Annotated in this window: 32 protein-coding genes and 1 tRNA gene; 6 read left to right on the top strand and 27 right to left on the bottom strand. The window is 62.5% G+C overall.

What is annotated here, in order from left to right:
• Positions 1-2: 2 nt before the first annotated feature.
• Both FVQ98_RS10565 and FVQ98_RS10560 read right to left on the bottom strand, forming a co-directional pair.
• On the bottom strand, positions 3-533 hold the full coding sequence (locus FVQ98_RS10565) for an outer membrane lipoprotein LolB (RefSeq protein ID WP_255507736.1): 531 nt from the start codon (positions 531-533) through the stop codon (positions 3-5).
• Positions 530-2296 carry a tetratricopeptide repeat protein gene (locus tag FVQ98_RS10560; protein ID WP_147913406.1) on the bottom strand — a complete coding sequence of 589 codons (1767 nt, stop codon included), beginning with the start codon at positions 2294-2296 and terminating at the stop codon, positions 530-532. Before FVQ98_RS10560 ends, FVQ98_RS10565 begins: the two co-directional genes overlap by 4 nt.
• A gap of 41 nt (positions 2297-2337) precedes the next feature.
• On the opposite strand from FVQ98_RS10560, the gene mutM reads away from it, so the two are divergent.
• The 3 genes from mutM (at position 2338) to mutY (ending at position 6351) form a co-directional block, all read left to right on the top strand.
• Positions 2338-3153, top strand: coding sequence for a bifunctional DNA-formamidopyrimidine glycosylase/DNA-(apurinic or apyrimidinic site) lyase (gene mutM / locus FVQ98_RS10555; protein WP_147913405.1), 816 nt, complete (start codon positions 2338-2340; stop codon positions 3151-3153).
• 98 nt (positions 3154-3251) lie between these two features.
• Complete coding sequence (locus FVQ98_RS10550; RefSeq protein WP_147913404.1) at positions 3252-5222, top strand: dynamin family protein; 1971 nt, start codon at positions 3252-3254, stop codon at positions 5220-5222.
• Between the two features lie 7 nt (positions 5223-5229).
• Positions 5230-6351, top strand: a complete 1122-nt coding sequence (gene mutY / locus FVQ98_RS10545) for an A/G-specific adenine glycosylase (protein WP_147913403.1) — start codon at positions 5230-5232, stop codon at positions 6349-6351.
• Here the strand turns inward: mutY and rapZ are convergent.
• From rapZ to FVQ98_RS10530, 3 genes are read right to left on the bottom strand one after another with little or no spacing between them, the layout of a single operon-like run.
• A complete protein-coding gene (rapZ, locus tag FVQ98_RS10540; RefSeq protein ID WP_147913402.1) occupies positions 6299-7162 on the bottom strand; it encodes an RNase adapter RapZ in 864 nt (287 codons plus the stop codon). The two genes, mutY and rapZ, sit on opposite strands and share 53 nt — an antisense overlap.
• Positions 7159-8856 carry a DNA repair protein RecN gene (gene recN / locus FVQ98_RS10535; protein WP_147913401.1) on the bottom strand — a complete coding sequence of 566 codons (1698 nt, stop codon included), beginning with the start codon at positions 8854-8856 and terminating at the stop codon, positions 7159-7161. The genes rapZ and recN overlap by 4 nt, the downstream gene beginning before the upstream one ends.
• A 4-nt stretch (positions 8857-8860) precedes the next feature.
• Positions 8861-9757, bottom strand: a complete 897-nt coding sequence (locus tag FVQ98_RS10530) for an NAD kinase (protein ID WP_147913400.1) — start codon at positions 9755-9757, stop codon at positions 8861-8863.
• A gap of 26 nt (positions 9758-9783) precedes the next feature.
• Between FVQ98_RS10530 and hrcA the strand changes: the two genes are divergently transcribed.
• Both hrcA and FVQ98_RS10520 read left to right on the top strand, forming a co-directional pair.
• Complete coding sequence (gene hrcA / locus FVQ98_RS10525) at positions 9784-10803, top strand: heat-inducible transcriptional repressor HrcA (RefSeq protein WP_147913399.1); 1020 nt, start codon at positions 9784-9786, stop codon at positions 10801-10803.
• A 15-nt stretch (positions 10804-10818) separates the two neighbouring features.
• A tRNA-Ile gene (locus tag FVQ98_RS10520) sits at positions 10819-10895 on the top strand.
• An 85-nt stretch (positions 10896-10980) separates the two neighbouring features.
• Here the strand turns inward: FVQ98_RS10520 and FVQ98_RS10515 are convergent.
• The 9 genes from FVQ98_RS10515 to FVQ98_RS10480 all read right to left on the bottom strand — a co-directional run bounded on the left by FVQ98_RS10515 (position 10981) and on the right by FVQ98_RS10480 (position 15748).
• The gene (locus FVQ98_RS10515) at positions 10981-12018 is read right to left on the bottom strand and encodes a tyrosine-type recombinase/integrase (protein WP_147913398.1); all 1038 of its coding nucleotides are present in this window, start codon (positions 12016-12018) and stop codon (positions 10981-10983) included.
• Positions 12018-12236 carry a hypothetical protein gene (locus FVQ98_RS10510; protein ID WP_147913397.1) on the bottom strand — a complete coding sequence of 73 codons (219 nt, stop codon included), beginning with the start codon at positions 12234-12236 and terminating at the stop codon, positions 12018-12020. Before FVQ98_RS10510 ends, FVQ98_RS10515 begins: the two co-directional genes overlap by 1 nt.
• Before the next feature lie 94 nt (positions 12237-12330).
• The gene (locus FVQ98_RS10505; protein WP_147913396.1) at positions 12331-12822 is read right to left on the bottom strand and encodes a hypothetical protein; all 492 of its coding nucleotides are present in this window, start codon (positions 12820-12822) and stop codon (positions 12331-12333) included.
• On the bottom strand, positions 12816-13100 hold the full coding sequence (locus FVQ98_RS10500; RefSeq protein ID WP_147913395.1) for a hypothetical protein: 285 nt from the start codon (positions 13098-13100) through the stop codon (positions 12816-12818). The genes FVQ98_RS10505 and FVQ98_RS10500 overlap by 7 nt, the downstream gene beginning before the upstream one ends.
• Positions 13097-13318 carry a hypothetical protein gene (locus tag FVQ98_RS19665; protein WP_187265702.1) on the bottom strand — a complete coding sequence of 74 codons (222 nt, stop codon included), beginning with the start codon at positions 13316-13318 and terminating at the stop codon, positions 13097-13099. The genes FVQ98_RS10500 and FVQ98_RS19665 overlap by 4 nt, the downstream gene beginning before the upstream one ends.
• Before the next feature lie 115 nt (positions 13319-13433).
• Positions 13434-13850, bottom strand: coding sequence for a hypothetical protein (locus FVQ98_RS10495; protein ID WP_147913394.1), 417 nt, complete (start codon positions 13848-13850; stop codon positions 13434-13436).
• Positions 13847-14326, bottom strand: a complete 480-nt coding sequence (locus FVQ98_RS10490) for a hypothetical protein (RefSeq protein ID WP_147913393.1) — start codon at positions 14324-14326, stop codon at positions 13847-13849. The genes FVQ98_RS10495 and FVQ98_RS10490 overlap by 4 nt, the downstream gene beginning before the upstream one ends.
• Positions 14327-14489: 163 nt before the next feature.
• The gene (locus FVQ98_RS10485) at positions 14490-14690 is read right to left on the bottom strand and encodes a dCTP deaminase/dUTPase family protein (RefSeq protein ID WP_147913392.1); all 201 of its coding nucleotides are present in this window, start codon (positions 14688-14690) and stop codon (positions 14490-14492) included.
• Positions 14687-15748 carry an RNA-guided endonuclease InsQ/TnpB family protein gene (locus tag FVQ98_RS10480; RefSeq protein ID WP_147913391.1) on the bottom strand — a complete coding sequence of 354 codons (1062 nt, stop codon included), beginning with the start codon at positions 15746-15748 and terminating at the stop codon, positions 14687-14689. Before FVQ98_RS10480 ends, FVQ98_RS10485 begins: the two co-directional genes overlap by 4 nt.
• 64 nt (positions 15749-15812) lie before the next feature.
• Here FVQ98_RS10480 and FVQ98_RS19660 point away from each other — a divergent pair, with 64 nt between their 5' ends.
• The gene (locus FVQ98_RS19660; RefSeq protein ID WP_187265701.1) at positions 15813-15974 is read left to right on the top strand and encodes a hypothetical protein; all 162 of its coding nucleotides are present in this window, start codon (positions 15813-15815) and stop codon (positions 15972-15974) included.
• Positions 15975-16034: 60 nt separating this feature from the next.
• On the opposite strand, the gene FVQ98_RS10475 is transcribed toward FVQ98_RS19660, so the two are convergent.
• From FVQ98_RS10475 to FVQ98_RS10420, 13 genes are all read right to left on the bottom strand, one after another.
• Positions 16035-16355 (bottom strand): hypothetical protein, encoded by a 321-nt coding sequence (locus FVQ98_RS10475; protein WP_147913390.1) that lies wholly within the window; start codon positions 16353-16355, stop codon positions 16035-16037.
• A gap of 42 nt (positions 16356-16397) precedes the next feature.
• Positions 16398-16847, bottom strand: a complete 450-nt coding sequence (locus FVQ98_RS10470; RefSeq protein WP_147913389.1) for a single-stranded DNA-binding protein — start codon at positions 16845-16847, stop codon at positions 16398-16400.
• 46 nt (positions 16848-16893) lie between these two features.
• The gene (locus FVQ98_RS10465) at positions 16894-17391 is read right to left on the bottom strand and encodes a siphovirus Gp157 family protein (RefSeq protein ID WP_147913388.1); all 498 of its coding nucleotides are present in this window, start codon (positions 17389-17391) and stop codon (positions 16894-16896) included.
• Positions 17388-18044: a hypothetical protein gene (locus tag FVQ98_RS10460; RefSeq protein ID WP_147913387.1), complete on the bottom strand. Its 657-nt coding sequence runs from the start codon at positions 18042-18044 to the stop codon at positions 17388-17390. Before FVQ98_RS10460 ends, FVQ98_RS10465 begins: the two co-directional genes overlap by 4 nt.
• A 290-nt stretch (positions 18045-18334) precedes the next feature.
• Positions 18335-18532 carry a hypothetical protein gene (locus FVQ98_RS10455; RefSeq protein WP_187265700.1) on the bottom strand — a complete coding sequence of 66 codons (198 nt, stop codon included), beginning with the start codon at positions 18530-18532 and terminating at the stop codon, positions 18335-18337.
• On the bottom strand, positions 18529-18675 hold the full coding sequence (locus tag FVQ98_RS19655) for a hypothetical protein (protein WP_187265699.1): 147 nt from the start codon (positions 18673-18675) through the stop codon (positions 18529-18531). The genes FVQ98_RS10455 and FVQ98_RS19655 overlap by 4 nt, the downstream gene beginning before the upstream one ends.
• On the bottom strand, positions 18672-18869 hold the full coding sequence (locus FVQ98_RS10450) for a hypothetical protein (RefSeq protein WP_147913385.1): 198 nt from the start codon (positions 18867-18869) through the stop codon (positions 18672-18674). Before FVQ98_RS10450 ends, FVQ98_RS19655 begins: the two co-directional genes overlap by 4 nt.
• A complete protein-coding gene (locus FVQ98_RS10445; protein ID WP_147913384.1) occupies positions 18866-19240 on the bottom strand; it encodes a hypothetical protein in 375 nt (124 codons plus the stop codon). The genes FVQ98_RS10450 and FVQ98_RS10445 overlap by 4 nt, the downstream gene beginning before the upstream one ends.
• Positions 19237-19437, bottom strand: coding sequence for a hypothetical protein (locus FVQ98_RS10440; RefSeq protein WP_147913383.1), 201 nt, complete (start codon positions 19435-19437; stop codon positions 19237-19239). The genes FVQ98_RS10445 and FVQ98_RS10440 overlap by 4 nt, the downstream gene beginning before the upstream one ends.
• Entirely contained in the window at positions 19434-20819 is a 1386-nt protein-coding gene (locus FVQ98_RS10435) for a DNA cytosine methyltransferase (protein WP_147913382.1), read from the bottom strand. The genes FVQ98_RS10440 and FVQ98_RS10435 overlap by 4 nt, the downstream gene beginning before the upstream one ends.
• Positions 20816-21331 (bottom strand): endonuclease VII domain-containing protein, encoded by a 516-nt coding sequence (locus tag FVQ98_RS10430; RefSeq protein WP_147913381.1) that lies wholly within the window; start codon positions 21329-21331, stop codon positions 20816-20818. Before FVQ98_RS10430 ends, FVQ98_RS10435 begins: the two co-directional genes overlap by 4 nt.
• Positions 21332-21698: 367 nt before the next feature.
• Positions 21699-22745, bottom strand: a complete 1047-nt coding sequence (locus tag FVQ98_RS10425; protein WP_147913380.1) for an RNA-guided endonuclease InsQ/TnpB family protein — start codon at positions 22743-22745, stop codon at positions 21699-21701.
• Complete coding sequence (locus FVQ98_RS10420; protein WP_187265698.1) at positions 22742-22861, bottom strand: ribbon-helix-helix protein, CopG family; 120 nt, start codon at positions 22859-22861, stop codon at positions 22742-22744. Before FVQ98_RS10420 ends, FVQ98_RS10425 begins: the two co-directional genes overlap by 4 nt.
• Positions 22862-23614 lie beyond the last annotated feature (753 nt).

Here is a 23614-nt window from a genome sequence, read left to right as displayed (position 1 = left end):
GTTCAGCGGTCGAGGACGATGCGCAGTTCGGCCGTCGGCAAAGGCATTTGACGCTGCGCGCTGAGGCGGCCCGCTGGCAGCTGACCGAGGTCCGCTTGCCAACCCGTCACCTCTTCTGGCTGGCCACGCAACCAGGCAAAAAGCGCACGCACGGGGATGGGCGCACCCGTCACTTCGGCCGCCAAGGCTTCGACCGAGTCGAACTGGCGAACCTGCTCGCCTTGACTCAGGAGCGCTTGCCCCGGTTGCCATTGCATGACGCCGAGGATGTTGCCCAGCGGTGACGTCAGGCGCAGCTCGCCTTTGTCGGGCTGACCGCTGAGTTCGAACCCTGCTGAAAACGACTGCGGCGGCTCGGATGCCACGTTCAAGGCCAGGCGCCCGCTCCACCGGTTGGTTTCTGCATCAAATGAGGCCCCGCCCTTAGTGCTGGTTGCGCAACCAGCTATCAATAGAGAAGCAAAAAGCCAGCCGACAGAGCGGCGTGACAGCGGCGGCGCGGCGGTGTCCTCGATGGATGCGGCGCGGCTCACGGCGCCACCTTGAAGCGCTCGAGCGTCTTGACCAGCGTTTCGTTCTCGGCGTTCAGGCGCTGGCCTTCCTGCCAGATCCTGCGTGCACCGTCGCGGTCGCCCAGTGTCCACAACACCTCACCGAGGTGCGCGGCAATCTCGGCGTCGGGGCGCGATTTGAAAGCCTGCTCCAGAATTCGGCGGGCCTGCTGCACGCGGCCCATCCTGAATTCGACCCAGCCCAGGCTGTCCTGGATGTAACCATCGTCGGGCACCAGTTGCACCGCTTTTTCGATCAACTGCTTGGCCTCGGGCAGGCGCTGGCCGCGATCGGCGAGCGAGTAGCCGAGCGCGTTGTATGCGTTGGCGGCCTCGGGGTTGATCTCTATCAGCTGGCGCAGCAGGCGCTCCATTTCCGCCGCATCGCCTGCGCGTTCGGCCGCCATCGCGGTGTCGTAGAGCAGACCTTCGTCGTCCGGGTCTTTCTTCAACTCTTCTGCCAGCAACTGGTAGGCGGCCGCGGGCTGTTGGCGATCGCGCAGGAGCTGCGCCTCGGCCTGGATTTTCAGGCGCGCGTCGTCTGGCCCGCGCTCCGGGGCAGAGCGGATCGCCTGTCGGGCGGCGTCCAGCTTCCCTTGGCGGGCCATCATGTCAGCGCGGCGCACTTGCACTGCAAGCGCCTGCTCGGGGGACTCAACTGCTTCCAGCAGCTTTTCGGCACGAGCCAGATCGCCGCGCCGTTCAGCCACACGCGACAGCATCATGCGTGCCTGGTCGCGGCCGGTGCGGCGGTCAACGCCGGTTTCGCTGGCGGGCGGCGCCGTGAGATCGAGGTAGCGCTGAAGCGAAGTTTCAGCCCGCGCATAGTCGCGTTCGTCGGCGAACAGCGCGCCTTGCACCAGCCAGGCGTCCGGCGCGTTGGGCGACTGCTGTGTCATGTGCGCCAGCTCGGTGTGGGCTTCGGCGTTGCGGCCCAGCTCGACCAGACCGCGCGCGTAGGCGATGCGCACTTCAGGCTTCGCGCCGGCAGTGGCCAGGTAACGCTTGACCATCGCCTCGGCGCTGGCCTCGCCCGCACCCATCAACTGCAGCGCCAGCAAGGCAGGCCACTCCGACTGGACATTCGAAGTCTGTCCCAATGTGGCGGCCGACAGCGCGCCGGCCTTGTCGCCGGCTTGAAGACGCAGCCGGCCAATCGATGTCCAGGCGGCCGGCGCTAGCGCAGGGTCCTTGATGGCATCCGACAGCGCACGTTCGACCACGGCAGCGGCTTCGGTCTTGTCCGGCACGCGCTGGTAGATCGCGGGCAGCGCCGTGATGAAGCTGACGCGCTCTTGCGCCGGCAGCGTGGTGATGAAGCGGCGCACCGCTTCTTCGGTTTCTGCGATCCGTCCCATCACCACCAGAACCTGCAGTTCGTACTGGCCCGCAGCGACAGATTTGGGATAGGCCTGGCGCCAAGCGCGTGTGGCTTCCAGTGCGGCCGGGCCGGAGCGCGACTGCACCGCCAGTTCAGCCGCCCGCTTGAAAAGTGTCTCGTCGCTGGTGCGGCGCGCTGCGTCCAGCATCAGGGCGGTGGCGGACGGCGCGTCACCGCGCTGAAAGGACAGCTCGCTCAGCAGCAGTTCGTACATCAGCCGTGCCGTCATGGCCGACTGGGCAGGAGGCGTCGAGCTGGCAGGGGCCGATGCTGCAATGGCGGGCGCAGCCGAGGTTTGCGAGAGGGCGACACAGCTGACACTGGCCAGAGCCCAGGCAGCCAGTACACGCGGCAGTTGCTTCATCAACCCATAATAATCCATGCATTTGGAGTCCACAGGCGCGTATGCCGGAGTTACCTGAGGTCGAAGTGACGCGGCGCAGCGTCGAGCAGCGGTTGCTGGGCGCACAGGTGCAGGGCGTGCGCCTTGGAAAGCCCCTGCGCTGGCCCTTGGGCATTGCGCCGGAGGCGCTGCATGGGCGCACCGTGCGCTCGGTCGGCCGGCGTGGCAAATACCTGCTGCTGCACTTCGACCGGGGCGTGCTGCTGGTGCATCTGGGTATGTCCGGCAGCCTGAGTTTTCGAACCGACCCGCCGCCGCCCCATGTGCACGACCACTTCGATCTGGTGACCACGCTCGGTGTGCTGCGTCTGCACGATCCGCGCCGTTTCGGTGCCGTTGTGTGGTCGGACGATATCGACACGGAACCGGCGCGCAAGCTATTGGGTGGGCTGGGTACCGAGCCGCTTGGCGAAGACTTCGGGCCGGAGGCCTTTCACGCGGCGCTCAAGCGCCGCCATGCGCCGATCAAGCAGGTGCTGCTGGCGGGCGACGTGGTGGTGGGGGTGGGCAACATCTACGCGTCGGAGGCGTTGTTTCGCGCAGGAATTCGGCCCACCACGCGCGCCAGTCGGCTGTCGCGCCCGCGTGCCGACCGCCTGCACCTGGCGGTGCGCGAGGTGCTTCAGCGCGCGGTCGACCGCGGGGGCAGTACGTTGCGCAACTTTTCCAGCGCGACGGGCGAGTCGGGGCATTTTCAGGCTGAAGCGGCCGTGTATGGACGTCAGGGCCAGCCTTGCCTGGTCTGCGGCACGCCCGTACGGCAGCTGCGCCAGGGGCAGAGGTCGACGTTTTTCTGCCCGGTTTGTCAAAAACCATAGCTGCTTGCGCAGATGGGGAAAGCGCTGGCGGCCAATTTGGCACTCAAATTCATCGAGTGGTCACACCCCGGTGTAATATGCCGTTCATACCAGCGGGGATGGCAACTGTGACAGGTTTCAACGAGCACTTCGACAGGCACGGTGCGTGGCGTCGCGAGATGGGCCTGCGCGTGAAGGTGCTGGGCGACTGGCTGAAGGAGCAGGATCTGCTGGACGATGGCGCCGACGAGCGGCTGCACAGCCTGGGTGATCGCCTGCAGACCGACAAAGTGATGGTCGCGTTCGTGGCGGAGTTCTCGCGCGGCAAGTCGGAGCTGATCAACGCGGTCTTCTTTGCCGCGTACGGGCGGCGCATCATGCCTGCCAGCGCCGGCCGCACGACGATGTGCCCGACCGAGTTGGGCTATGACGCCGCGCTGCCCCCCTGCCTGAGGCTGCTGCCGATCCAGACGCGGCTGGAGCCGCAGGCCCTGGTCGAATGGCGCCTCGTGCCAGAGCAATGGACGCGCGTCGACCTCGATGTCGACGACCCCGACCAGTTGGCGGGCGCGATGGAGAAGGTCTCCGAGGTGCTGCACGTGACCAAGGACGAGGCGCGTGCGCTCGGTTTCTGGCACGACGATCGCCCGGAGGACAACCCGCCGGTGGACGCAGAAGGTCGCGTCGAGGTGCCGCGCTGGCGGCACGCGCTGATCAACATGGCCCATCCGCTGCTGAAGCAGGGGCTGGTCGTCTTGGATACACCGGGACTGAACGCCATCGGGGCTGAGCCCGAGTTGACTGTCAGCCTGATTCCGCAGGCTCAGGCCGTGGTGTTCGTGCTGGGCGCGGACACCGGTGTCACCAAGTCGGATCTGGCGATCTGGCGCGAGCACCTGGCGCCATTGGAATCATCGACGGCCACACGTTTTGTGGTGCTGAACAAGATCGATACCCTGTGGGACGAACTGAGCACCACCGCACAGGTGCAGGCGCAGGTGGAACGCCAGCGCACGGAGACGGCCCACACACTGGGGCTGCCGGTCGACCAGGTGCTGGCGCTGTCGGCGCAGAAGGGCCTGTTGGCCAAGGTGCGCGGCGATGCGGCGCTGTTGGACGACAGCCACCTGCCGGATTTCGAGCGCCTGCTGGGCTCCCAAGTGCTGGGTGCGCGCCAGACCATGCTCACATCCGCCATCGCGAGCGTGGTCGGCCAGCTGCACGCGCAGGCCGGCAGGACCTTGGGGGTGCGGCGGCGCGAGTTGGCCGAGCAATTGCTCGAACTCAAGGGGCTGCGCGGCAAGAACCACACGGTGATTCGGCAGATGCGGCTACGCGTGGAAAAGGAAAAAGCCGATTTCGATCGGAGCGCGGCCAGTGTGCTGACGGTGCGCTCGGTCCACATGAAGGTGCTGCGCGATGTGTTCAAGCTGCTTGGCAGTTCCTCGATCAAGCGGTCCCTGTCGGAGCTCAACAGCCTGTTGCGGGAGCCCGGCCTGAAACTGGGCGTGAAGAAAGCCTATGCCAGTGGCTTTGAAAGCCTGCGCGATGTGCTGCTTCAGGTTCAAGCACTGGAAAACGATATCCAGACGATGCTGACGGCGTCGTTCCGGCAACTGAACACGGAACATGGTTTTTCGTTGCAGGCGACGCCGCCGCCCGATACGCGGCGCTTCCTGGAAGACCTGACTGCCGTGGAGCGCAGCCATCTGCAGTACCTGGGCGTGGGCAATATGGTCCAGTTGGCGCGCAAGGAATTCGCCGAGAAGCTGCTGCGTGCGCTGGTGGCGCGAGTGAGGTCGATTTTCGAGACTGCGCTGGGTGAACTGGAGTTGTGGAATAAATCGCTGTCCAGTCAGTTGGATGCCCAGCTGCGCGAGCGCCGCAAGGCCTTCGGCCGCCGCATCGAAGCGATTCGCCGCATCCAGGACGCTGCGGGTGGGTTGGATGGACGCATCGGCGAGATCGACGAGATGGATGCTCACCTGATGGAAGTGCAGGGCCGGCTCGAAGCACTGACGCGCGAACTGACCGCGGACAAAAGCCCACGCTTGGAAAGCGCTGCGCAGCCTGAGGCGGTCGAGGCCTGATTCGCGCGTGACGGACGACGTGAGGGAGTTGGCTGACCAGGTCATTGCCTGGCAGCGACAGGCAGGCCGACACGATCTCCCGTGGCAGAACACCCGCGACCCGTACCGGGTCTGGTTGTCCGAAATCATGCTGCAGCAGACGCAGGTGAGCACGGTGCTGGATTACTACCCGCGTTTCCTGGCGCGGTTTCCCGATGTTTTCAGTCTGGCGCAGGCGCCGCTGGAAGACGTGCTCGGCTTGTGGAGCGGATTGGGTTACTACTCGCGTGCGCGCAACCTGCATCGCTGCGCGACCGTGGTGGTGAGCGAGTACGGCGGCGGGTTTCCGCGGTCCGCCGCCGCACTGTCCACCCTGCCAGGCATTGGACGCTCGACCGCTGCTGCAATCGCCGCCTTCTGTTTCGGCGAGCGGGCAGCCATCCTGGATGGCAACGTGAAGCGGGTGCTGACACGTGCCTGGGGCGTGTCGGACGATCTGAGTGTGGCGGCGCATGAACGGGCGCTGTGGCAGCGCGCCGAGCAGGCGCTCCCGACAAGAGATCTTGCGCGGTCAATGCCGGCCTATACCCAAGGCCTGATGGATCTGGGCGCCAAGGTTTGCACGCGCAGTCGGCCAACCTGCGTTGCTTGCCCCTTGGCGGCGCACTGCGTGGCCAGGCGCGAAGGTGCCCCACAGAAGTACCCCGTCAAGACGAAGCGGGTGCGGCGCAGTCAGCAGACGATCTGGCTCTTGCACGCGCTGGATGGTCAGGACAGGGTCTGGCTGGTTCAGCGCCCTGCGAGCGGTATCTGGGCTGCGCTGCATTGTCTGCCGGCGTTTGAAGACCGGGATGCGTTGCTGGCAACGTTGCCGCCAGCACTGCAGACCAGGATGGTTGAGCATGCGCCGGTCAGACACGTGCTAACGCACCGGGATCTGGATTTGCACTTTGTCTCGGTTCCAGAGGTGTCGGCCGGGGCTGTGCTCGGCACGGGCGAAGGCGCTTGGTATGCGCCCTTGGCTTGGCCTGCGCTGGGCTTACCAGCGCCGATCCGGCGATTCCTGGGCGCGCCAGTGCCCGCTCAGGCAGCGCTGTTCACAGACCGTCCAGCTCCCGGTGGCGGCGCAGACTGGACCAATCCGCGTTGAACATGGCCGCCAATTTCTCGACCAGATAGACCGAGCGGTGCTGCCCGCCTGTGCATCCAATCGCCACGGTGACGTAGCTTCGGTGGTCACGCGCCATGGCCGGAAGCCAATGACGCAGAAACCCCTCGATGTCCGCCAGCATGCGCTGCGCATCCGGTTGCGCGTCCAGAAATTCAATCACCGGCTGATCGCGGCCTGTCAGTGGGCGCAAGACAGGTTCATAGTGCGGGTTCGGCAGCATGCGCACGTCGAACACGTAGTCGGCATCCAGGGTGACGCCGCGCTTGAAGGCAAACGACTCGAACACCAGCGTCAACAGCGCCGATGGGGCGGCAATCAGCTCCTTCACATACGCGACCAACTGCGCGCTGCGCAGGAAGCTCGAATCCATCACGTGTGATCGGTCACGCAGGTCGGCCAGCAGATGGCGCTCGCGCGCGATGGCTTGGGTCAGCGTCTGGGCGTCGGCGGTTTCTCCGGGCAGCGAGAGCGGGTGGCGGCGGCGTGTCTCGGAGAAACGCCGCACCAGCGTCTGGTCGTTGGCGTCCAGAAACAGCAGGCGCAGAGCGATGCCCTTGTCGCCCAGGCCATGCAGCAGCAAGGGCAGCTGTGGCAGCGATTGCCCGCTGCGCACGTCGATGGCGATGGCGAGCTTGCGTTCACCCCGCCCGGTTTCCAGTGCGAGCAGCGGCTCCAACAGCTCAGGCGGCAGGTTGTCGACGCAGTAGTAGCCTGCGTCCTCCAGCGCGTGCAACGCAATCGACTTGCCCGACCCCGACATGCCGGTGATGACGACCAGCTCCTTGGTCATGCGCGGGCCTTTCGGCTGCGTCCGCCTTGCTGGGTGGATAGGGAAGGTGCCTGCAGCATCTCCTCGGCATGCGCGAGCGAGGTGTCAGAAAGGCGCTCCCCGCCCAGCATGCGGGCGATTTCCCTGGTGCGCGCGTCGCTGTCAATCGGTGCCACCGAACTGGTGGTGCCGGAGGGGGCCGTCTGTTTGCGCACCAGCAGGTGATGATCGGCACAGGCGGCCACTTGCGGAAGGTGGGTGACGCACAGCACCTGGCGATCCTGACCGAGACGTTGCAGCAGCCGGCCGACCGTGGACGCGACCGCTCCGCCCACGCCCGAGTCGACCTCATCGAACACCAACGTGTTCGCGCTCCCCAGTTCACTGGTGGTTACCGCAATGGCCAGCGCAAGCCGGGAAAGCTCGCCGCCGGATGCTACTCTATCGATAGCGCGTGGCGCTGACCCAGTATGCGCTGCAACCAGAAATTGCACCGATTCCTGGCCATGGGCCGAAGGCGCGTCGAGCCGGTCCAACGCCACCTGGAAAACGCCGCCCTGCATGCCCAGCGTCTGCATGCTGTCGGTGACCGCTGCCGCCAGTTGGGGTGCGGCCGTGCTGCGCAACGTGGATATGCGTTGTGCTTCGCTGACGTAGACAGAGGCGGCCTGGTTCGCTGCCGTTTCCAACTGCTCCAAGTCGGCCGACGCGTCCAGCGCCGTCAGTTCTTGTCGCCATGACGTCAGCAAGGCGGGCAATTCTTCCGGCGGCCGACGGTAGCGCCGTGCCAGCGACAGCCACAGCGCCAACCTGTCATCCAATGCCGCCAGCGCCTGAGGATCGACGTCCGCACGGCGCAAATAGGCGTGCAGGCCGTGCACGGTGTCCTGCGCTTGCGCGATGGTGGCTTCCAGCACCTCCGCCATCGCCCGGAACTCGGGCTCAATATCCTGCAATGCCTGCAGTTGGGCCAGCGCGCGATGAAGGCAGGCAAGGGCCGCACCTTCATCGTCTCCCTCCAGGATGCTTGCCGCGGAAGAGGCGCCATCGATCAGCGCTTGCGCATTGGCCAGACGCGTATGGCGTTGGTTGAGCTCATCCCATTCGTTTTCGCTGGGGGCCAGTTTGTCGAGCTCGCCGATCTGCCACTGCAAACGATCTCGCTCGCGCGCCAGGTTGTCCTGGGCGCCACGAGCTGTTGCCAAGGCCGCCTTGGCTTGTTGCCACGCGTCCCATGCAGATTGAAGCGCCCGCAAGTCGGCTCCGGCGTAGCCGTCCAGCAGTGCACGCACGGCGGCAGGGCGTGTCAGGCTTTGCCAGGCGTGCTGGCCGTGAATGTCGACGAGCCACTCGCTGAGCTCTCGCAGCTGCGTCAGGGTAGCGGCCGAGCCGTTGATCCAGGCGCGGCTCTTGCCGGAGGCGTCGATGGTTCGTCGCAGCAGCAGCGCGTCAGCGCCCGAGTCAAACCCTTGGTCTGCAAGCCACTCGCTGGCGCCGGCTGGAACGTCAAACTCTGCCGCGATGTCACAGCGCCCCTGGCCTTCGCGCACCCACAAGGCATCACCCCGGCCGCCCAGGACCAGTTGGAGCGCATCGATCAGGATCGACTTGCCCGCCCCCGTTTCGCCGGTCAGCGCGGTGAAACCGGCCTCAAGATCGAGTTCCAGCGCATCAACGATCACGAAGTCGCGCAGGCTCAGATGCCGCAATGCCATGACGTCAGACCCCGCCCTCGTTCCAGTGCAACTTTTCGCGCAGCGTGTCGAAATAGCTCCAGCCCTTGGGGTGCAGAAAGCGCACGCGAAAGTCCGAGCGTCGAACCACGATCCGGTCGCCGTGGTGCAGGGACGTGACCGACTGCATATCGAAGCTCGCGCTGGCGTCCTTGCCTGCGACGATCTCGATCGCGATTTCCACGGGATCGGCCAGCACAATGGGGCGATTCGACAATGTGTGGGGCGCGATCGGCACCAGCGCCCACGCCGGCACGAGCGGGTGCAGCAGCGGCCCACCCGCTGACAGTGCGTAGGCCGTTGAGCCGGTCGGGGTGGCGATGATGATGCCGTCTGCGCGGTGGTTGGCGACAAATCGCCCATCCACTTCTACCCGAAGCTCGACCATGCTGGCCACAGCGCCCCGGTTGACCACGACGTCGTTCATCGCGAACGCTTCAAACACGGGTTGGCCGTCCCGCAGCACCGTGCCGTGCATCAGGCTGCGGTGGTCCTCCTCGTAGGCCCCGTGCAGCATGGCGGGCAGAAACTCCTGGTATTCCCCCAGCGGAATGTCGGTGATGAAACCCAGCCGCCCCTGGTTGATGCCGATGAGCGGCGTGCCATAGCGTGCGAGCTGTCGGCCGATGCCCAGCATCGTGCCGTCGCCTCCGACCACCACGGCCAAGTCGCACTCATTGCCGATCGCAGGGACAGCCAGTGTGGGATACGTGTCCAGGCCAGTGGTTTGGGCTGTGCGCTCGGCCAGCGCGACATCGCAGCCCTGGACGCGCAGGAAATCGGCGATATCGGCGATCACTTCCCGGGTGGATTCGACCGCCGCACCCGAGGGTGAATCCTGGTATTTGCCTACGACGGCGACGCGGGGGAACTGAAGGCTCATCGGCAAATTACATCATAATGATTTCAATGCTGGATGACCGTGCGCGACTGCTGCTGAAGACCCTGATCGAGCGCTACATCGCCGATGGGCAACCGGTGGGTTCGCGCACCTTGTCCAGCGCGCCCGGGCTTGAGTTGTCGCCTGCGACCATCCGCAATGTGATGGCCGATCTGGAAGGCCTTGGGCTGATTGTGAGTCCCCATACTTCAGCCGGTCGCGTGCCCACGCCGAGGGGCTATCGGCTGTTTGTCGACACCATGCTGACCGCCGAGCGCGGCCAGCTTGAGACGCCCGCGCTGGCCGCTGACCAGCCCCAGAAAGTCATCGCCAACGCGGCGCAACTGCTGTCCAACCTGTCGAGTTTTGTCGGTGTGGTGATGACGCAGCGGCGCAGTTCGGTGTTTCGCCACATTGAGTTCCTGCGGCTGTCGGAGCGTCGCCTGCTGCTGATCATCGTGGCGCCAGACGGTGACGTCCAGAACCGCGTGCTGTTCACGGAAACCGACTATTCGGCATCCGCGTTGCAGGAGGCGGCGAACTACCTCAACACGCATTTCTCTGGCATGGCGATTGATCAGGTGCGCTCGCGCCTGCGCCAGGAGGTGGATCGCTTGCGCGGCGAGATCGCCACCTTGATGCAGGCGGCGGTGGCCGCCGGCTCTGACGCGATGACGCAGGCGCAGGAGCAGGTCGTGATATCGGGCGAGCGCAATTTGCTCGCCGTGTCCGATTTTTCGTCCGACATGAACCAGCTCCGCCGCGCATTTGACCTGTTTGAGCAGAAGGCGCAGCTGATCCGGCTGCTGGATGTCTCCAGCGAGGCCGAGGGCGTGCGCATCTACATTGGCGGCGAGAGCCAGACGGTGCCCATCGAAGAGCTCTCGGTGGTCAGTGCGCCGTACGAGGTCGACGGCAAGGTTGTGGGCACGCTGGGCGTGATCGGCCCCACGCGCATGCCCTATGACCGCATGATCCAGATCGTCGACATCACCTCGCGATTGGTCAGCAACGCGCTCAGCCAGGGCAAGCCCGCGGGCAGCGCCTAGAATTGTGGCTGGTCTGGGGCGTTAGCTCAGTTGGTTAGAGCAGGGGACTCATAATCCCTTGGTCGCAGGTTCGAGCCCTGCACGCCCTACCAATATTCACGCGGGTTTTGCGCTATCAAAGTTGATGCGAAACCATCAGAATATTCCCATATAGACCCATCGTGGGAATATCCGGCCTCAGATGGCGCGGCGTTTTGACACCTTGGAACGGTCGTAAACGCGCGCCGTGGTGGCCTTGTTGGCGTGAATTTCTGGCAGTTCGCCCAGGATTTCTTTGTGCTGGGTGGTGTAGTAGGCCCGCAAGTCGTGGAAGGTGAACCGGCGCTCAATCACGCCAGTTGCCTCGGCCTTGACCATGATCCGCTGCCAAAGGGTCGAAAACGCTTCTTCCGTGTACGGGTTGCCGTCCCTGTTGGTGAACACGGAAAGGCTCGTATCGGGCCGTGGAAGGGCTTTCAGGCGCTCGACCAAGCTCTGCATGCCGCCGTCAATCATCACGGCCTCAGCCTTGCGCTTGCCACCATGCTGCTTGGCCCGGAAAAGCCGGATCAGTCCGGCCTCATCATCAATCTGCGGCAGGGTTAACCCCAAGAACTCCACCCGGCGCGATCCAGCTCGAGACGCAAACTCAGCCATTAGGCCCAGCATCCGGCGCTGTGGTGATTGGGTGTCCAGCCATTCGAGGAACCGGCGCAGCTCCTTCGGCTCCGGCGCCTCGGTGCGTGGCACCTCTTTGTTCCGGCGCACCTGACGGCAGGGATTCACCTCGATGTCGCCGCGCTCCACGGCCACGTTCAGCAGGTTGGAGAGCAGGGCGACTTCCCGGTTGGCCCGGACGGGCGCTGAGGCCCGCTCCACCCGAAGATACCGGGCAATGTCTGCCGGTCGGATTTGCCCGGCAGGCACGGCGCCCATGACCCTCAGCAGGTGTTTACTGGACTTGTCATAGTCCTTCTGGGTGGCGGGGGCCAGCTCGTTCCATTGGGGGAGTTCTCGGTAGGTGCGCCACAGTTCGGTGAGCGTCCCCGCGTCCGAACCCGTCCCCAGCAAATCCATGACCCGCTGCATCGCGGTGTGGCGATCTGTGCCCAGGTTGATCGGCTTCCCGCCGACGGGGTGGTAGCGGTAGGTCACCGTTTGACCATTCGCGTGCGGGCGAGCCTCCATCCTTGGAAGCAGGCCAAACCCGCTGGCTCGCTCGCGTTTGCGTCCCATCACTTGCTCCAGTTGAATTGCCCAGGTTGGATCGGTTTGTCGTGGTTCAGCTTCGCCTCAGCCATTTTGCGCCCGACCAGCGGGAACCCATCGGGGCGCCGGGGCAGCTCTTTCACCCCCAGCAGGCTACACAGCTTGCGCAGTTGGGCCGCGCGCTGTGTTAGCGGCTTACACAAGGTGTCTACCTCGTCCTCACTGAGAAACGGTAGTGCGCTCATGCGTTCCTCCAAAAAGAAAGCCCGCTAGGCGGGGCGTTGTTCGTCAAAGTCGGGTATCGGCGCCCGCTTGTCACGGCGCTGGCGTGCTCTGCGGCTAGCCATCGCTCGGCTCCTTCGCCCCTGCGCGGATGGCGTCCTCCGCGTGCCACAGCATGGTCGCCGATTCGGGCATGTTGCGGCGGGCGCATTCCATGCGGAGTTCGTTCACGATACCAGCGCATTTCTCCCGCGCTGCAGCCACCGCAGCGGCAAGCTGGTGGGCTGTGAATAGGGGCTGCACGATGCACGGCTCGCCATCAACAACGCCGTTGTAATCCCACTGCCTTGCCAGCTTGGCATCAGATACAAAGTGCGCCTGCGGTCCTTGCGAGCGTGAGTGCGTCACCACGGCCATCCACGCCGCTGGCTCCCCCACATCCGCAGTCTCAGCCTTGGCGGCAGCGTGGCCGGCTTGGTAGGTTCGCCATGCAGAGTCGGCCGGCATGTACTTGTACTCGCCGTCTACGTTGCGCTCGACTGAGCGTGGGAAGCCGCCCGAGAACCACGCCTCAAACTTCGCCCGCAGCGCTTCGGTGTCTGTCACCATAAATCCTCCGAAAATAGGTGGGGGCTTTGCGTTCCACCGGCTGCGCGCTTGAACTGGCCGGTACTCTCAGCGAGCCAGCGGGCAGAGAGGCGATCAAGGTATGTGCCGTTCTCGGTGAGAAAGCCTTCGCTGTGCGGGCCGTACAGGCCCGATCCAGTTTCTTTGGCGATGAACCGGATAACGTCGTGGTGTCGGTTCGGCGCGGGTAACGACCAGATGCGGCCCGCGTAACTGATGGCGACATGGGTAATCTGCTGGGTTTCGGTGTCGGTGGTCATGATGGCGCCCTTTCTCGCGCTACAAGCATGGCGTCAGCCATTGCATATGCGTCAATTGCGAGAGCTATGCGCCAGTTCTCATCTGGGTAGACTTCGATCTGCTGCAGCAGCGGCCCAATCGCCCGAGCCGCGAAATAGTCGCGAAGCGTCATACCAGGGTCGGTCAACTCAAGGCCGCTGCCTCCTCGTTCAAGCACAGGGAACGCACTGATGGTCATGATGGCTCTCCCACGCAGCACGTTTGCACTGCCTTGAGCTTCCCAAGGTGGACATGCCTGCCCGCGAGTTCATGGGCGCTTGGCAGGCCGGCGAGAACGGCGATTACAACGGAACTCACGCCCCGCCTCCCCTACACCACTTGTCGAACTCGGCCCATGCTTGGGCGTCGTCGGATGTGGCGTGAATGGTGTTGTGGTTGAGCGCCAAACGTTCGCCAATCTGGCCATCCCAGTGCAGGCACATAGCCCCGGAGTTCACTGCATTGTTAACGATCCAATACTCTGCGCCTTTTTCTGGCTCCTCCCTCAACGGCTCGGGCAACACCCACTCTTTGCCATTCACGGTCAGGGTGATGGTGTGCTTGTCAGGTGGCGGGGGTTCGTGGCCAACGTAGTATTCGAGGGCGCTTGATTTGAAGTTGGGATCGCGCAACGGGACCCAGCGGTCGCTATTATCTTTCACCCAACATTTCAATGTTCTATCCGAGTAATACAGGGTCGCAAGCTCCGCACGTTGTCGTGGTGTGGTCACAGTTCACCCCCCTTCAATCCAAAGATGTGCCGCGCTGCGATCAGGGCATGCTCTCTATCGCGGTAGGCCATGCGGTGTCGCAAAGCGTCCAAGTCATACCCATCGCCGCACCAGGCAAAACTCTCTACCCCTCGACTATTAAAAGGCTGAACCAGCCAGTACCACGTTCCAATTTCCGGCGCTTCCTTCATCGGCGCCACGTCATCGAACGTGAGCGGCTTGACTGGCGGGATGATGGTGTAGCCGTTGGCGCGCAACAGATTCTCTGCGGCGTCGAGATCGGGTTGCTCGGGGACGATGCGGTATTCAACGATGTCACCGTCTTCATCACTGTGCGGCCAGTCGTAGGCGCCTGCAGCGACTGGCTTCCCTCGCTCCCCAATTCGGAGTCGCACCTCCACCAGTGTGTCTGGAGGCACAGGGCACTCGCCGCCGTGCCACTTGATCCAAGGGCCGTAGATTTTTTTGGGTTTCATGGTGTTCCTTCTGCGTCAGGCCGTGGCCGGAAGTCCCTCGGCTCCGTCACTGGCTTCTGTTCGTGGCACACGTCGCACTCGCCAACGTGCCAAGTAGCGATGTGCCCATCGGGGTTGAAGCTGCCGCGCTTGGCAGCGCAGTCGGTGCAAATCCATTGCATGGCTAGGCCCCGCTACTGCCAAACCCGCCAACACCCCGCGCCGTCGCGGACAGGTCGTCTGCCCATTCGAGGCGGTATTGCGGGGCGTCTTGAACCTTGGCCTGGGCGATGCGTTCGCCTGCCTTGATCTCAAACGGCAGCATATCCTCTGCTTTGACTGCTCCCCGCGCTGAAGCACGGGGATTCTGAAAATCCGTGCTCATGCTGGGGCTCCTACTGCTAGCGATTCCAGTCCGAATCGGGCGATGTTCTTCGCAGCGTTCACGTCGCGGTCGTGTTCCGCGCCGCAACTACAAGTCCATCGCCTTATTCCTAGGTCGTTCGAGCCTTTCGGCCCCTCCACGCTTCCGCATGAAGAACACGCCTGGGTTGAATACGCTTCGTTGACTACCTCAAAAACCACTCCTGCCTGACGGCACTTGTATTCCAAAGCGGTTTTGAACATGGCCCAGCCCGCATCCAGTGTGGACTTGGCCATCTTGGTTTTGACCAGCTTGGCGCTAGCCACGTCGCCCACGAAGATGGCGGCGTTGTTTTTCACAAGGTGCGTGGTGAACTTGTGGATTGCATCCTTGCGGCGATTCGCAATCTTGGCGTGTATCGCCTTGACGCGCTTTTTCTTCCGCGCCCTCTGCGCGGCTGCAAGTTGCGGCTCAAGCTCGCGGAACCACCGTCCTTGCAGCTTGTCGCCGTCGCTTGTGGTGGCGCACTCTTTCAGCCCCAAGTCGATGCCGACAGCCGATGCCCCCTGGCTGGGGAGAACCTCGACCTCGACGGCGACATTGAAATACCAGCGTCCACGGCTGTCTTCGTTGAACGATCCGGCTCGCAGCTCAAAGCGGCTCAGGCCATAGCTGTCCCACAGGCTGAATTTGTGCCCACCAAACTGGACTTGGCCCGACTTGTACTTGGCGTGCCCGCCCTTGAATGGAATCCAGCCAAGCGAATACTTGGGCGACTTCGGGTTGCTGACGCGCCAGTTGAGGCGGGTCTTCTTGAACTGCTTGCGGCGTGTGGCGTACTCCACGCACACCAGTTGCACTGTGCCGCTGCCGACCGTAACGCCATCGCACCTGCTGTAGCCGGCGGTGAGCTTCTGTAGGTCGTAGGCGCTCAGCCACTTGCCACGCTCACGGATGGCGCGGCTGCTGGTTTCGTTGGCGAAGTTGAACACCTGATTCACGTCGCGCGCCATGCGCCGAAGCACACTGGCGTGCTTGTCCTTGATGCGAATCTTGAGTGTCTTCACTGCCGTCTGCATGGCGTTATTGTGGCACGAAAATACGACGCTTGCAAGCTGTTCTCGTGCCACGGATAATTCAGGCATGGAAGAACGAAAAAAGACCGGGCGCCCGCCTGTCGCGCCGGATAAGGAATTGGTGCATGGCACGCTGCGGCTCACGCGCGCGCAATGGGAAAAGGTTCGCATGGCTGGTGTTCCTGCGCTACGGCTGCTGATTGATCGGTGGCGCCCAAAGAAGCCCTGAAGGGCTTCGCGCTTTCCTTCCCCGGCCTGAAGGCCGAGGCTTGACGCGCACTCGTGGTCATCACGTCGCTTTCCGCAGTGGCGCCTTGTTCCCTGGCGTATTCCAGCGTGTCTGCGCCTTCTTCTCGCCAGCCAGCCACCACACGCCGCCCTGGCCATCGGCGCAGCGTTCCCGCGCCTTCACTTCAACATCGGAATAGCCGTGTGAAGCCAGCCACTTGCGAAACTGCACCGCAAGGCGCGCGGCAGTGCCCTGCGGACAGACGATGCGCTGGCCTACTTCGATTTGCTCAAAGATCGGGTCGTACTTGGATCGGACAATTCGCCCGCTGATGTACGGGTCATTGGTGATGGTGAGTTCGGTTGCGTTGATTCGGGACATGGTTTGTGCGTAAAAAAGCCCTCGCTGGGAGGGCTGGGTGGGTTAGATTGAAAGCGCTAGGGCGCGGCGCTTTAGGGGGTCGGTGAACGGGACATCTGAGTCCATATCGTCAAAGCCCGATGAACCACCCTGATGCGGAGCCGGAGCCGGTGCGCGCCGTGCCTGCGGTGCTGGCGCGGGTGCGCTGCCCTGCTTGCTTCCTTGCAGCTTTACGTTGTTCACGCGCACCTCTTGCGCCTTGCGCTGCTGGTTGTCTTTGTCGGTGTACTCACGCTCCGTTACCTCGCCTGACACTGTGACAGGCTGTCCCTTCAGCAAAAAGGGCGCGAGCGCTTCAGCCCTCTTTCCCCAGAGCTGGCAGCGCCACCAAATGGTCGGCTTGTCTTGCCCCTGACTGTCGCCAACAGAAAACGAGCCAACCGCATCGCCGTTCGGGGTGCGGCGAATTTCAATGTCTTTGCCCAGATTCCCGGCAATGGTGATTACGTTCATGGTTCTCTTTCAAAAAGCCGCCCCACATGCAGGGCGGGGGTTGGGGTTACTTCACGCGCAGGCTCTCGCCTTGAATCAGCCGGGCGCCGGGGATTTCCTCGCCCGCTTTCATGTGCTCCTTGAGCAATGCCTTGTCCAGCACCGGGTCGGGCGTGCGCCAGAACATGGATGGGATCATCTGCTCGTCAAACACTTCGACGGCTGGCGGATTTTTCTGGATGCGAACCTCGAACAGCGGGCAAGCTATCTTTTGGATGCCCAATTCGGTCATCGTGTCCTGCACTCGCTTGCGTAGGGCGTCGGTACGAGCGCTAATGGCCTTGTCCAGCGTCTGTAGCCGCTTGATTTCCGCCTGGATGGCCTGGCGAGGTGCCTCCATCGTGCGGGCAACTAGCTCATAGCCCTGCACCTTTTCCTCAAGTGCAAGCTGCTCATCCGAGCCTTCGATGGTGTCTGCGATGGTGTCCGCATCCAGGTCCATGTCAGACAGCTTTTCTGCCAGGGCTAGCCACTGGCCTTTGAGTTCATATAGGGTCAGGCTCATGCGGGCACCTTCTGTTTTTCTTTGAGGCTTTTTACGGACGGGGTGTAAGCGTCAGCGGGCATCTCGTCCACGCTAGCCACTGTCATTCCACAGCCTTTGCTCACCCATGCGAGAAACTTCTTGGTGTCGCTCTGGGTGTCCTGCAATAGCTGTTTGATTTCTGCGGCCTGCTCAGCGGAAATAAGTGGCGTTTCGCGACGGCGCGTTTCTTCGGAGGCCCATTCGACGTACTTCGAGTCATCCCATCGGCCGCTGAAAATGTCACCAGCAAAACCCAGCATAGATAAGCACTTGACCATGCCGTCAGTCACGGACTTCTTTGGCGCATCTTCATCCACGATGTGCTTGCCAGCGGCTGACATATAGGCCGCGCGGGTTTGACCCATCTGCTCGATTTCGCAGCGTTGGTTGTCCCGCATGTACCAAACCCGCACCTTGGCAACGTGCAAGGCCTCATGCTCGCCAAAGCGCTCAAAGCGCTCGTCAAGGACCTGTACACCCCATCCTTGACCGCATGGGCCAAAGGTTTCTGTCGCGCGCTGGATGATCCAGTATGGCTTTGGGCTGTTGCCCTTGTATTGCTTGCCTGTGATCGGCTTAACTGCCTTCGGGTCGGTGACGGACACCGATTGCCACAGTTTCATGTTGTCCATGTTTGCTCCTAGAAAGGCAGACCCTGAATCGCACAGCCCCATGCGATGCGCCAAGCATGGGCGCGCGAGTGATGGCGACGGTACTGCCGGTAGATGCGAATGAGGTCAAGGAGGCGTTTCATGTCACTTCCTCGAAAGCCCCGCCAAAACAGCCGCACCCTGGGCGTCTGTCAGATTGGCGGCGGTGTTGATTAGGTCGTCGGTATCGCTGGGTGCGTCGTGGTAGCCAGCGAATGCGAATAGGAAGGCCAGTACCAGAAGGAGCGCCAGCACTGGGCCGGACGGGCGGGTCATACCGCCCCCGCCATCGCCCGAAGCCGCTGCATGAAAGTCTTGCGGTGCGGCCCGCTGATCGCCTGGGCATCCCATGGCGTAGGCTTCTTGAGCCACGATCCACCGATGATGATTCCTTTGCTGGTGGTGGTGAAGTTGGCGCGCCGTGATTCGGTGGCGCCGCGCATTTCTGGTGCGGTGATGGTCAGCATCATTTCTGCTCCTTGCATTCGGCGTGGTACGCCTTGTCTTTGGCGTTGATGGTTTTGGCCAGCGCTTCGCACTTGGCCTGTGTTGGCATGGGCACGTCGTAAGTCGCGCCTGTGGTCACCAGAACCATGGTGAGAATCCAGTTCATGCGGCCTCCTGTGCCACTCGAAATTCGTACTTAGCGTTTGTCCACATGGCCGGGTTAAGCAGCATGTGCATTGCAGTGGTACTGGCACTCAAGACCGGCACCCACTCGTCGTCGCAGCCCTCAAGCCGCGTTTCGATGACCTCGCCATCGGCCAGGGCGCGCAGGAATTCGGCGTGTGCGTGGGGCGAGCTCATATCGCCTTCCTCCGATCCACGCCCCGCCAGTAGTCGTCGCCCCGGTTCTTGAAAACGAGATCAATCAACTGGTCGCAGCGCCGCAGAATGTCTGCCTCGCGCCCGGTCTTGTTCTCTTTGTGGTCGGCCAGCACGCTCAGGAGCAGGCCCAGCGCTTCGCGTTCGCCGTCGTATTCGCCGATTTCCGCAGCAATGAAGCACTCGTCTGGATCGTCGGTCAGCACTTCCAGTGTTCGTTCCGCTGCGCTGGGCGCTGGGTACAGGGCGCGCTCGTAGGCTGCTTCGTCTTGTTGGCGCGCCTCGGCGTCGCTTAGGTACTGCGGCAGGGCAGGGCCGGTGCCGGTGGGTGTGCCGGCGTACTGGGTTCTCATGCTTCACTCCTCACACTCAAAATCAGCGCTTTTGCCGCGCAGTAGCACTGGTCGTAAGGCACGCCAGCCGCGAACAAGCGTCGGCAGGTAGCCTGAAAATCGCCTCGCCTGGCCGCCAGCTCGGCAAAGCGAACGCGGGTCTGGAACTGGGCGGCGTCACGGATTCGCTCGCGCAGGGCAAAGTCAGGGGCGTTCATGGCTGCTCCAAAGAAAAAGCCCGCCTAGCGGGCTTGGTTGAATAGGTGCGCTCTAGGCGCTGGCCGATCCAGCGCGCGCAGTGCACTGCCCAGCTGTTGCCCAGCGCCTTGTAGCGCGGGCCATCCGGGCACTGGTCAGCCGACTTGCCGCGCCAAGGTATGGCGGTGTAGCCACGCGGGAATCCCTGCAGCGCTTCGCATTCCTCGGGCGTTAGGCGGCGCACTTGCATACCCTGTGCCACAGCCTGATGGCCGCCGCCGTTCTGGTGGCTGCCAGCGTGCCCCATGGCGCGCATGGTTGACGCCACATCGCCTACGCCAAAGCCGTTTTGGCCAGACGCTTTGCAGTCAAAGGCAATCGCAGGCGCATGCGCCCCAGCGGCCAGCGGGTGGCATGGGTCGCCTGGCTTCGGGTTGCTGACGTTCGCCGGGCGACTCGCTTGGCGCATGTCAATTGGTATCGGGCTGACCGGCACCAGCGGCGTGCCGCGCCCGGTGCCGTCCTCGCTGGCGTCAAAGCCTTCGCCGCGCAGGGTGTGGGCCGTCTGCACGATCAGGCTGTCGGCTGTGTCTACATCGGTTCCGGGTGGCCTGTCGCCACCAGTTCGGTTCCCGCCCGCCCGCAGGGTTGGACAGACCTGAACTACTCCTCCGTCGCAGTCGAAGTCCGTTCCAAGGCCACCGCCTGCAGTGCTGCGTGCAGGGATGGTGGGAGCGACTTCCCGCGTTTCTCGGCTCGGCGCAGTATCCCGGCGCAGGCCGTTCCACTCAAAAAGAACCGCTGCGGGATCAAACCCCGGTCGAGCACTTGCGACAACGAACACACGGCGGCGTCGTTGGGCCAATCCGAAAAATTGGGCGTCGAAGAGTCTCCACGCCACTGCTCTTTCGGGTCCAAACACACAACCAGCGTCCGTCCACCGCTTCCCTGGTGGGACAACTGGTACGTCTTCGCCCGCAAGACCTCCAACCAGGCAGCCAAAGGCGTTGGTTCTGTCGCTGAAGATTCCAGGCACGTTCTCGTAAAGAGCAACAATTGGCGGCTTGCCATACTTTCTTCTGATGTCATCAGCATGGTCGATTAGCTCCACATAGATCAGGGTGAGATTTCCTCTGGCATCGAGCAGTCCGCGGCGCGCGCCAGCGCAGGAAAACGCTTGGCATGGCGGGCCGCCAACGATGGCGTCAGCATCGGCAAACAGTTCATCGGGCCAGTCGCGCAACAGGGACATGTCCCCGTAGTTGCGGACAGTGGGGTAGTGATGGGCCAGAACTGCAGATGGGAACCCCTCAATTTCACTGAAGGCGATGGCTTTCCAGCCCAAAGGGCCAAACGCGACGCTCGCCGCTTCAATACCAGAGCAAAGGGAGATGAAGTTCATGCCTGCAGCCCCAGATAGCGAAATGCGGCATCTCTCCACTGCTTGTCATCAAGGCCACCCAGTCTTGTGTTGCACCTGTGGCAAAGCAACCCCCGCACCTTGCCAGTGGTGTGGCAGTGGTCGATGTGGTGCTTGGTGAGCGGAAGAACGCAAATGGCACATGCGCCGCCCTGCTTTTCAAGCATCGCTTGCACATCGCTGGGCGTCAGGCCGTAGCGAGTCTTGATCGCCCACTTCTGCTTGTTCTCGGTGGTGTACGTGCGCTTGCGGTTTTCGCGACGAATGCTGTTCACGCATGCTTTGCACCAAGATGCGTGGCCGTCCGATGACTTTGATGAAAGATGGAAAGCATCCGGGAGCAACTTTGTCTCGCCGCATTTGGTGCACTGCTTCTGCATGTCTTGCTCCAGGGTATTGGGTGGGCGGCCAAAACGCTGGCCCAGCAAATCAATCGCCGGGCGGCCCGTGCGGCTCTTGCCGCTGCAGACGCTGCCGAATTCAATCTGATGCATTGCTTCGCGAAAAAGAAAAGCCCGCGTAGTGCGGGCTGGGTAAGGGGTGACGGGGCCGGTGGTGTTGCTCCGGCGTTGGGCGGCGCACCGTTTTTTATAGCAGCCGGAGACCCGGCCTAGGAGGCTCTATCCGCCCGGTTGTTTCCATTCGCCGCGCGATCACCATTCGCGCCTTCCCGTCATAAAAAAGGTGCTCCGCATTCCACGGAGCTGCCTTAGCCCAACCTATCAGGATGAGTTCGGCTCGCAGAGGCGGGGTTGCCGCTTGCATCATGGACTTTCACCACTCTGCCGGTGCTATTTCAGCGCGCCCGGTCACGCCCTGCGCGGGCAATTTGATGGCCACATGTTTGACATCCTCCGCCAGCTAAAGCAGGCGGATTCCCTCTACAGGCGTGCGATGCCCCGCACGGGCAAGGATATTCAGAGCAGCATTTTGGTCACGATCATGTACGCAACCGCACTCAGCACATACCCATTGCCTTACTTGCAAGCCTTTCAGCCCGTTAGGGCCGCTTCGTGCATTGCACGAAGAACAGGTTACAGACGAGAAAGCCTCATTCACTTCTTCATACCATGCGCCATTCGCAATCGACTTGTACGCAAGCATCTTTTTGAAGGAATGCCAAGATGCGTCATAGACGCTTTTCGCCATCTTGGTCTTGGCGAGTTTGCCGCTGCTGACATTGCCAACAGCGATGTAATCGAAGCGCCGCACAATATCTGTGCTGGCCTTATGCAAGAAGTCTTGCCGGGTGTTGGCGATCTTCGCGTGAATCTTCGCGGCAAGCCGCTTCTTCCCGGCCCGCTGAGCCTTAGCCAGTCTTTCCTCAAGTTGGCGGAAACACCGAGGGTGCTTGATCTTTTCGCCGGTGGACAGGGTGGCAAGGTCTTTAAGGCCCAAGTCGATTCCAACGCCGCGCAACGGCTGGCGGGCCTGCACATCGGGCACCTCAACCACGATATTCAAGAACCAATTGCCGCGCCGGTCTTGAGAAAAGCAGGTTCCGTCCTTGATCTTGCCTTCCGGCAGGGGTCTGGAATTGAACACGCGGAAGGTGTTGCCAGCGAACCGGAAGGCGTTGCCCTCGCGTTTCAGATCACGTCCTTTCAGTGGCACCCAGCCCAGCGACTTCTTGCCGCGATAGCGAAGGTAAGGCCGATTGAATTGCTTTCGAGACTTGGCGTATTGCGCGGTAACGGCATTGATGGTGCCGGCATGGATGCCAAGTTCCTTGCTGCTACCCGCGGTCAACTTGTCAAGATCGAACCCGGTAGGCCACCGCTTGCGCCACTTGAGCGCATGCTTCTGCGTGTCATTGCAGAAGTTCCAGACGTAGGAAACCGCCCGCGCCTGCTTGTTCAGCAAGCCGTTCAACGACTTCACACGGTAGCGGTAAACCTTGGTGCTCATTGGCGCTTCAGGTATTCGTCAATCGCGCGGCGGATGTGCTCAGACACGGGAAGCCCGGTATTTTTGGACAAGGCTTTCAACGCCGCAATCAGCGGTTCAGGGAAAAAGATGTTCATGCGGCGCATGTGCTAGATTATGCCACTCAATATACACATGTTCAACCATACAGTAAAAGGAGCCGCCATTCCTCTGCCGCCTCAAGTCGGCAGCTTCCTGGCGGAATTTCTGTGAGATTTCCCAGGAAACGCAACCGCACGGATGTTGGCAAAGGAGTAACGACGCCGTGGAGAACGCCGCCGTGCGCGTTGCGACCGCTGGTGCAGCCATCATCTTGGCGCGCTGGAATCGAACCAGCGGCGCATTGGCAGGCTCTCGTTTTGTCGCGGACTCAAACCGCTGCCTGTTGAGTGTCTTGCCCCTTCCGGGACGCGCCCCACCGAGGCGCCAAGATGAAGGCTGCCGCTTACGGCGGCAAGTCGTGAATGAAGTTCTTGGCGGGTCTTGGCGCCGTGCATGCCAACACCCGATTCATGATCGCCAGCGTCTGTGGGCGGCAGCCGGATAGGCTGTCGAGGCCTCGTGACTCACTAGCCATTGGCGCGTGCACGGCGCTGGCTGCGTGAGGGTGATTGCGCTGGCGAGAATGCGAAGCAAAAAGAAAAGCATCCTCGTCCTTTCTTGATGGCTGCCCCTATACGGGGGCAAGTCGGGGGTTAGGCCATGTATCAAACCGATTCGGCGCTTTGCAGTTCCTCGATGCGGGATTGCGCAGCGCCCAACTGGTTGCGTAAAAATTGGGAAATATGTACTTAACAAACCATAGCCTGCAATGGGCTACGGTAGGACGCTGACCTAGCGGCTACTTCTTG

It is taken from the genome of Ottowia flava (genome assembly GCF_008017535.1).
GTDB lineage: Bacteria > Pseudomonadota > Gammaproteobacteria > Burkholderiales > Burkholderiaceae_C > Ottowia > Ottowia flava.
This window is presented reverse-complemented; position numbering and strand designations above follow the sequence as displayed.

Excerpts from the sequence above, each read along its gene's own strand:
- FVQ98_RS19665 (WP_187265702.1), bottom strand. The coding sequence starts at position 13,318 with ATGACCATCAGTGCGTTCCCTGTGCTTGAACGAGGAGGCAGCGGCCTT.
- FVQ98_RS19660 (WP_187265701.1), top strand. The coding sequence starts at position 15,813 with ATGGAAGAACGAAAAAAGACCGGGCGCCCGCCTGTCGCGCCGGATAAG.
- FVQ98_RS10425 (WP_147913380.1), bottom strand. The coding sequence starts at position 22,745 with ATGAGCACCAAGGTTTACCGCTACCGTGTGAAGTCGTTGAACGGCTTG.
- FVQ98_RS10465 (WP_147913388.1), bottom strand. The coding sequence starts at position 17,391 with ATGAGCCTGACCCTATATGAACTCAAAGGCCAGTGGCTAGCCCTGGCA.
- FVQ98_RS10420 (WP_187265698.1), bottom strand. The coding sequence starts at position 22,861 with ATGAACATCTTTTTCCCTGAACCGCTGATTGCGGCGTTGAAAGCCTTG.
- FVQ98_RS10450 (WP_147913385.1), bottom strand. The coding sequence starts at position 18,869 with ATGAGCTCGCCCCACGCACACGCCGAATTCCTGCGCGCCCTGGCCGAT.
- FVQ98_RS10435 (WP_147913382.1), bottom strand. The coding sequence starts at position 20,819 with ATGAACTTCATCTCCCTTTGCTCTGGTATTGAAGCGGCGAGCGTCGCG.
- FVQ98_RS10490 (WP_147913393.1), bottom strand. The coding sequence starts at position 14,326 with ATGAAACCCAAAAAAATCTACGGCCCTTGGATCAAGTGGCACGGCGGC.
- FVQ98_RS10515 (WP_147913398.1), bottom strand. The coding sequence starts at position 12,018 with ATGGGACGCAAACGCGAGCGAGCCAGCGGGTTTGGCCTGCTTCCAAGG.
- FVQ98_RS10480 (WP_147913391.1), bottom strand. The coding sequence starts at position 15,748 with ATGCAGACGGCAGTGAAGACACTCAAGATTCGCATCAAGGACAAGCAC.
- FVQ98_RS10510 (WP_147913397.1), bottom strand. The coding sequence starts at position 12,236 with ATGAGCGCACTACCGTTTCTCAGTGAGGACGAGGTAGACACCTTGTGT.
- hrcA (WP_147913399.1), top strand. The coding sequence starts at position 9,784 with ATGCTGGATGACCGTGCGCGACTGCTGCTGAAGACCCTGATCGAGCGC.
- mutM (WP_147913405.1), top strand. The coding sequence starts at position 2,338 with ATGCCGGAGTTACCTGAGGTCGAAGTGACGCGGCGCAGCGTCGAGCAG.
- FVQ98_RS10430 (WP_147913381.1), bottom strand. The coding sequence starts at position 21,331 with ATGCATCAGATTGAATTCGGCAGCGTCTGCAGCGGCAAGAGCCGCACG.
- FVQ98_RS10445 (WP_147913384.1), bottom strand. The coding sequence starts at position 19,240 with ATGAGAACCCAGTACGCCGGCACACCCACCGGCACCGGCCCTGCCCTG.
- FVQ98_RS10550 (WP_147913404.1), top strand. The coding sequence starts at position 3,252 with ATGGCAACTGTGACAGGTTTCAACGAGCACTTCGACAGGCACGGTGCG.
- FVQ98_RS10470 (WP_147913389.1), bottom strand. The coding sequence starts at position 16,847 with ATGAACGTAATCACCATTGCCGGGAATCTGGGCAAAGACATTGAAATT.
- FVQ98_RS10560 (WP_147913406.1), bottom strand. The coding sequence starts at position 2,296 with ATGAAGCAACTGCCGCGTGTACTGGCTGCCTGGGCTCTGGCCAGTGTC.
- FVQ98_RS10530 (WP_147913400.1), bottom strand. The coding sequence starts at position 9,757 with ATGAGCCTTCAGTTCCCCCGCGTCGCCGTCGTAGGCAAATACCAGGAT.
- FVQ98_RS19655 (WP_187265699.1), bottom strand. The coding sequence starts at position 18,675 with ATGAACTGGATTCTCACCATGGTTCTGGTGACCACAGGCGCGACTTAC.
- FVQ98_RS10460 (WP_147913387.1), bottom strand. The coding sequence starts at position 18,044 with ATGGACAACATGAAACTGTGGCAATCGGTGTCCGTCACCGACCCGAAG.
- FVQ98_RS10500 (WP_147913395.1), bottom strand. The coding sequence starts at position 13,100 with ATGACCACCGACACCGAAACCCAGCAGATTACCCATGTCGCCATCAGT.
- FVQ98_RS10505 (WP_147913396.1), bottom strand. The coding sequence starts at position 12,822 with ATGGTGACAGACACCGAAGCGCTGCGGGCGAAGTTTGAGGCGTGGTTC.
- FVQ98_RS10475 (WP_147913390.1), bottom strand. The coding sequence starts at position 16,355 with ATGTCCCGAATCAACGCAACCGAACTCACCATCACCAATGACCCGTAC.
- rapZ (WP_147913402.1), bottom strand. The coding sequence starts at position 7,162 with ATGACCAAGGAGCTGGTCGTCATCACCGGCATGTCGGGGTCGGGCAAG.
- FVQ98_RS10455 (WP_187265700.1), bottom strand. The coding sequence starts at position 18,532 with ATGATGCTGACCATCACCGCACCAGAAATGCGCGGCGCCACCGAATCA.
- FVQ98_RS10440 (WP_147913383.1), bottom strand. The coding sequence starts at position 19,437 with ATGAACGCCCCTGACTTTGCCCTGCGCGAGCGAATCCGTGACGCCGCC.
- FVQ98_RS10485 (WP_147913392.1), bottom strand. The coding sequence starts at position 14,690 with ATGAGCACGGATTTTCAGAATCCCCGTGCTTCAGCGCGGGGAGCAGTC.
- recN (WP_147913401.1), bottom strand. The coding sequence starts at position 8,856 with ATGGCATTGCGGCATCTGAGCCTGCGCGACTTCGTGATCGTTGATGCG.